Genomic DNA, 5870 nt, shown 5'->3' on the forward strand with positions numbered 1-5870 from the left:
CTTACTGAAATACGCAAAAGGGAGATAGACATAAATCTACCTCCCTTGTGCATTTGACCTATGGCCTTGCCAAACATGATTACAATGACCTCGCTTTTGAGGCATCGTAACGAAACCCTGTATTTGCGCAGGACCCCCTCCCAGGTTTGATACTCAGTAACTGAGTAAAATGCCCTATTAAACGCTATTGCAGTTAGGGCAACGAATCAGCAAATAATGATTCAGGCATATTTTGGGAGATATGATTAGGCTGTTATTTTGATTTTGAAAATAACCATTATGACCTCAGTTTCAATCGTTAATTTTTTCAATTAGACCCTAGGGATAAACATCATCCTCGAAGTCACACGGCAGCTCCACACGCTCTACTGGGTGGCTAATTAGGCTGTGCATGAGCTCATAAGCAAGTTTTCGCATAGCAAACTCATTTAGTGTTTTATTCGCTGTAATTTCAGGGCCAATAACCTCCCACAGCTCATCTAAATTCGCATTATCACTGCGTAATTCTAATAAGTTTATCTGGTGGTCATTAGCGGTGATTACTCGGCTAAATGAGTGTAATAAATTTAAAAAATCCAATGTTGATACGTATGTATGTTTCATTTTTTCACTATCCTTGTGTGTTTTGTTATCAAAATCGATAACGTATTAGTAAATAAAATCAGGCATGGGTATTTAAAACGGTTTACGAAAAATATTTTTAAAAAAGCGAACAAATGTTCGCTTAGGGGGTTATGCATTGTCGATAATATCGACCCAATCACTTTCTGTTGCTGCAAAAAATGTAGTTGGCGTTTGCATAAATATTTGCTGGAACTCTTCAGAGAACAGCTCACAAAACTGTGTTATTTGCTCTATGTAGATAAGTAAAAAAAGCGTCATGTCGTGCCCTTCTAAATACCTATTCTCAAAACTTGGATTTTTTTCCAACATACTATTTGAAATACTAATGCCAAGTATTTTTCCAACGCTATCTCTATGTAAATAGATGTAATTATTGAAATTTAACTCTAATGTTTGTTCATTAACTACATCTGCTAACAATAAAATTGTAGAGCAGTCATCCCACGGAGATCTACTGGCTCGAACGTATTGGCGAATAAATTGAGATTTAATATTTTTCATGATTTGTCCTCGTTAATTGTCCTGAAATTAACTAGGGCCATGCAATGGGTAAAAGTGAAGAATTGCGTTTTGTTGGTTTAATTTGCAAAAATAATAAAAATCATTAATGTTGGAATATCACTGTACAACCTTGAGGATGAATAATATGGCGGAATATATTTGGTTATTACCTGCGACCGTATTAACAATAGTTTTAGTCGTGGTTATTAAAAAGTCCAGAAAGTAAACCTATATTTTAAGTGCTTAGACAATTCAGCGTGAAGAGTAACTTGAGCCTACCTATCAGTAATAAGTATTGAACAATTAATAAACCAACTTCAATAATTTCCTGATAAATATACAAAACACATTACTTAATTCTCTATTTATCTAAAAAATTTTTTGTGTTTTTCTCTGAATTTTAATCAAGATGCAATCTAACTCCCCATTTAGCGGAGGGATTCAGAAAAATATCCAAAACATCCCTAAATTTTGAAAAATTTTGAAAATAGTTATCATAGTACTGTTAGTTTGATTAATTAAGCCTTCAAGCTAACCAATTCTTTTATTAATAACTTAAAGGTTTCTATGCAAATTATTTCTTCTAATAATAATGGACTGCAAATGCAAAAAGGATATGCGCTAGCGATAATAACCAATAAAGGTAAGATTATTCAGTCAGGTATGGTTGTTGAGTTAATGGTCTTTGAAGCAATGCTAGATCATATTATTAAAACCTTTTGTGCCAGGTTTACAAGTATTGATCCTAATTATTTTAAAGAACCTAAATAACTAAGCCCTTCAACTAAATAATATTGAATATGGCCTGTTGCAAGGGTAAACTTGCGTCAGGCCACTTCGTAATTACGTCAAAAGTCATAACCACTAACTAGCTCACCAGTATGTTTATGCAGACGCAACAAACGCTTCTTATCATTATGAAATTCCAGTAAAAGCTCAAAGTAGTCAGCATTTGAGGCACCTAATAGGTGCTCAAAAACATTATTGAGGCCACCTTTATCGCCGCTAAATGTATTTAGCTGTAAACTGATGCTTTTAAAAGTATCTTTAACTAGCTGGCGAATAGCTAAACGTTCGTCATTGGAAAGTTTTACAAGGTTTTTAGTAAGCGATAACCAGCGGTCTGTTACTTCATCACGAAAAGAGTGGTCAATTTTAGCAAGCTTGTTTTTACTGGTATCTATTTGGGTTTGAATGTCACGCGCTTGTGTTTCAAGGGCTGATATTTTATTAGCTATCGCCTGTGGTGGCGTGCCCTCAAGTATTAAAAGCGTTTCTGTAAGTGAGTTTATATCGTCATTAATTTTTTCAAGCTGCGCAACCAGTGCTGATTCTTCAGTATTAATTAATTCGCGGTCGCTGCCCCCTAGCAATATACGTTGCAGGTTTACTTTATCCTGGCAAAACTTAACAACAGCACTTTCAACCATTTCAATTTGCACTGTAGAACTCATTGTACAGTTATTATTGCGCCTAGCTTCAACACAACCATAGCGCTTATGGCTACTTTTTACTTCATCAATACACTTTTTACGATAAACAACATGCGAACCGACCGATTTACCACAACAACCACATTTAAATACACCAACGCCCGATAAAATCCCCACAAACTTTTGTGTGTGTTTCGTAGCACCTCGTTTAGATGAATCTGCGACTAAAAAATCAAACTCAACTTTACTCATTAATGGCGGGTAATAACCTTCAAGAACGTAATCAGCATCGCCTACTTTTACATTCAGCTCACCAATTAACGAACGGCGCTTTACCTCTTTATAAACATTAGCCCCAGTGTGGTGAACAGTACCCGCACCAAACTCTGCATTAATAAGCTCAGCTATTTTTATACCGCCGTGCCCTTTTTTAAATAATTCAAGCTTACGCAGCATAATAGCTTTATTGTGCGGATCGAAGTCGAATAACTTTTTATCATCATTCCACACTACCCAGCTAGGCGGCTTACCACACTTAACCCTAAAACCACGTTTGCCGGCTAACCAATCATCACATTGCTTAGTCAACGCAGAACGAACCCGCAGAGATTTAGTTTCACTTTCCTCATTGGCCCGTATCAACACCAGGATAATATAAACCAAATCCATCGGATTCTTTTTAATGGTTTCTTTATTATACTCTTTACGGTCAGCCGCCGTGATCACCGTAATATCAGCATTAATAATTTGTGCAATAATGCCCTGACTTTCAAGCGGCGCAGCACGAGAAATGCGGTCCAAACTTTCAAGCACTAAAATAGAACCCGCCGGTACCTTACCCTGCTCTACCGCCGCTAAAAATATACCCAAAGCGCCCCGGGTAATATTGGTTTTATGAAACGCACTTAACCCCATATCACGCATTGATAATGAGTCATCAAGCTCAAGCCCTTTTTCCTTAGCAACCTCTTTAGCAAAACTAAGCTGCCGATTTAAAGACTGCCCCTTAGCCTGTTCGATTGTAGAAAAGCGTATATAACTATAGAGTAATGGTTTTAAAGTAGTATGCTTATTCATGTTTTTGATTCACCTCTGTTGTTATATACAGTGTAAATCAATACAATATAAGTATCTACTATTATTATCCTTTTGCTGGCCTGTAATAGCCGTAGATACACATATATTTCGTGTATCCAACCGTACCAAGCTTGCCATGGGTAAAGATGTTGTAGCTGTAGAACAAAAGCTTGAAAAGGTTGTACCAAAAGAATTTAAAGTAGACGTACATCACTGGTTGATTCTTCACGGACGTTACACATGCGTAGCACGTAAACCTAAGTGTGGCAGCTGTATTATTGAAGACTTGTGTGAGTTTAAAGATAAAACAGAGTAACTATAGGCTGCCTTGAGCGATGAGCACATATTAGTTCATTTAATTTCACTTAAAAATTTTAGAAACCTTAGTAATAGTAATACCTTAGGTAATTTGTTAAAACTATATAAAGTAGATTAATGAGCGTTAAGTCGGCAGAAATATGCGCGATGAGGCACTATTAAATTGTTAACTATCTTTGAGGAATCGAGTGAAAATCATTATTAAAAGCTCAGTGGCAACATTAGCAATTATTGCTGCGGTTTTGGTGCTTGTGGTTTTCTTAATAACAGCTTTCTGGGATGGCGTTAGTAGCACTGTGCTGCCAAACACAATACTAGGCCTTTATAACAAGGATTTTTGGGAAAACTTCCTAGTTGAAATGCACGGCATAGTTTTCGAGCTGTCTATTATTGGTGTATTAATTCTATGGCTTGATTCTAAAAGGAGTAAGTCAGGCGAAATAAAAAGATTAAGAGAAGATCTAGAAGACTTCTCGGCTTTAGACTTTCCCGAAATTAACGTGAAAAAATTAGGCCATATAAAAAGGCTTAATGAACACAATATCAAAAATATAGATGTACAAAACCTAGTTTTAAATGGGCTAAAAGTAAAAGGAATGGTTGCTGAGGACTCCAGACTTATTGGGCTAAAAATTGTCGAGGGATCTATTGTTGGTTCTATTTTTAAATCTATGAAAATGAGATCATCAAACTTTCAGAAAAGCACGATTAAAAGCACTACTTTTCAGTCCTGTGACCTATTAAAAAGTAAGTTTAATGAATCAATATGCAAGGGGGTGGATTTTACTAATTCGTCCCTTGAAAGAGCTGAATTCACAAATTCAGACTTACAAAGCAGTGTTTTTAATGGATGCGATGTTCGAGAAGCAAAGTTTGATGGCGCTAATCTAAAACATGCATCTTTCCATAACGCAATGCACCTATCTTCGGAGCTTTTGCTGAGAGCAAAGAATTTAGACTACGTGAAAGTATCAGATGAAATAATGGCGGAGCTGATTTCTCTGAGACCTGATATTAAGTATCAGAAGAACAAGGGCCGGCCTTGAAGGAATCGAACCTTCACACAGCTCAAGAGCTGCTGACCCGCATCCGGCCTATCGAAGTGTCAAAGTATCAGTCGGGTATAGTGCTGTCAATAGTTAACAAGCGCATGTTGTCGGACTGGTTTTCCGCTGCGCTCCAAACCAGCCTCAAATGCGGGTGTTATAGGTCCCCATGACAGCAGATAGATATAAATTTTCAAACTCTAGTGAATTAATTAAACTTTTTAATGATTCCGAGTCCTCGTATGAGTCATTTGGTGGAGATTATTCACAGAGTCAATATGGAACATTAGCTAATTTACGAGATATGCCAGAATATGAGTTAGGCTTTTTTCCTTTTACTGAAATAGCACGAAAGTGTGGAATGAAATCATTCAGTTTAAAACGCAGTAGTAAGACTGGGCGTATCTATGTCTGGAATGTTAATCTTGGTGGGCACGCACCAAAACTTGAGCTTAGGCCTATTACACTTGAGCACCTCATGGATGTTGATTTAATGATAAAGTATCATGAAAACTGGGCTTATGAATTGGGGTGTAATATTTCTATTGATTCAAACTATGAAATATAACAAAGCAATCCAGCATCAGCCACTGCGTGGCTTGGACAGCCTAGCCGTTGCGGTTTTATATTTCTATAAGGTACGCAATGAACACTGCATTTCAAACTGACTTTGAACGTTCGGAATTTACTGATGAAATCCATGGTGTTTTTGGTCGAATATTGATTTTAACATCTCGCTTTGATAGTGCTTGTATGGATAATAAACCCATAAATTAATTAATACTTTAACCAAGTTCGGGTAATGTGAGGCCCAAGCTTTGGCTGCAACCAAAGCCTTTTATACAGTAGTTCGATTGATTGAAGGCTCCTC

Annotated in this window: 6 protein-coding genes and 1 pseudogene; 4 read left to right on the plus strand and 3 right to left on the minus strand. The window is 36.8% G+C overall.

From position 1 onward, the window contains the following. Positions 1-318: 318 nt before the first annotated feature. The gene (locus H5157_RS20385) at positions 319-603 is read right to left on the minus strand and encodes a hypothetical protein (protein ID WP_002962289.1); all 285 of its coding nucleotides are present in this window, start codon (positions 601-603) and stop codon (positions 319-321) included. Positions 604-732: 129 nt separating this feature from the next. Beyond that, positions 733-1125 carry a hypothetical protein gene (locus tag H5157_RS20390; protein ID WP_010558040.1) on the minus strand — a complete coding sequence of 131 codons (393 nt, stop codon included), beginning with the start codon at positions 1123-1125 and terminating at the stop codon, positions 733-735. Positions 1126-1692: 567 nt separating this feature from the next. On the opposite strand from H5157_RS20390, the gene H5157_RS20395 reads away from it, so the two are divergent. Next, positions 1693-1896 (plus strand): hypothetical protein, encoded by a 204-nt coding sequence (locus tag H5157_RS20395; RefSeq protein WP_002962287.1) that lies wholly within the window; start codon positions 1693-1695, stop codon positions 1894-1896. A gap of 77 nt (positions 1897-1973) precedes the next feature. Here the strand turns inward: H5157_RS20395 and H5157_RS20400 are convergent, their stop codons facing one another. Continuing rightward, positions 1974-3635 (minus strand): recombinase family protein, encoded by a 1662-nt coding sequence (locus tag H5157_RS20400; RefSeq protein WP_002962286.1) that lies wholly within the window; start codon positions 3633-3635, stop codon positions 1974-1976. 67 nt (positions 3636-3702) lie between these two features. On the opposite strand from H5157_RS20400, the pseudogene H5157_RS20405 reads away from it, so the two are divergent. From H5157_RS20405 to H5157_RS20415, 3 genes and pseudogenes are all read left to right on the plus strand, one after another. Further along, positions 3703-3951, plus strand: a pseudogene (locus H5157_RS20405) (endonuclease III); the annotation flags it as partial. 190 nt (positions 3952-4141) lie between these two features. Beyond that, the gene (locus H5157_RS21065; protein WP_182725395.1) at positions 4142-4999 is read left to right on the plus strand and encodes a pentapeptide repeat-containing protein; all 858 of its coding nucleotides are present in this window, start codon (positions 4142-4144) and stop codon (positions 4997-4999) included. A 169-nt stretch (positions 5000-5168) separates the two neighbouring features. Further along, positions 5169-5567: a hypothetical protein gene (locus tag H5157_RS20415; RefSeq protein ID WP_182725396.1), complete on the plus strand. Its 399-nt coding sequence runs from the start codon at positions 5169-5171 to the stop codon at positions 5565-5567. Positions 5568-5870: the final 303 nt, after the last annotated feature.

Source organism: Pseudoalteromonas sp. SG43-3, from assembly GCF_014164385.1.
GTDB classification, from domain to species: Bacteria; Pseudomonadota; Gammaproteobacteria; order Enterobacterales; family Alteromonadaceae; genus Pseudoalteromonas; species Pseudoalteromonas distincta.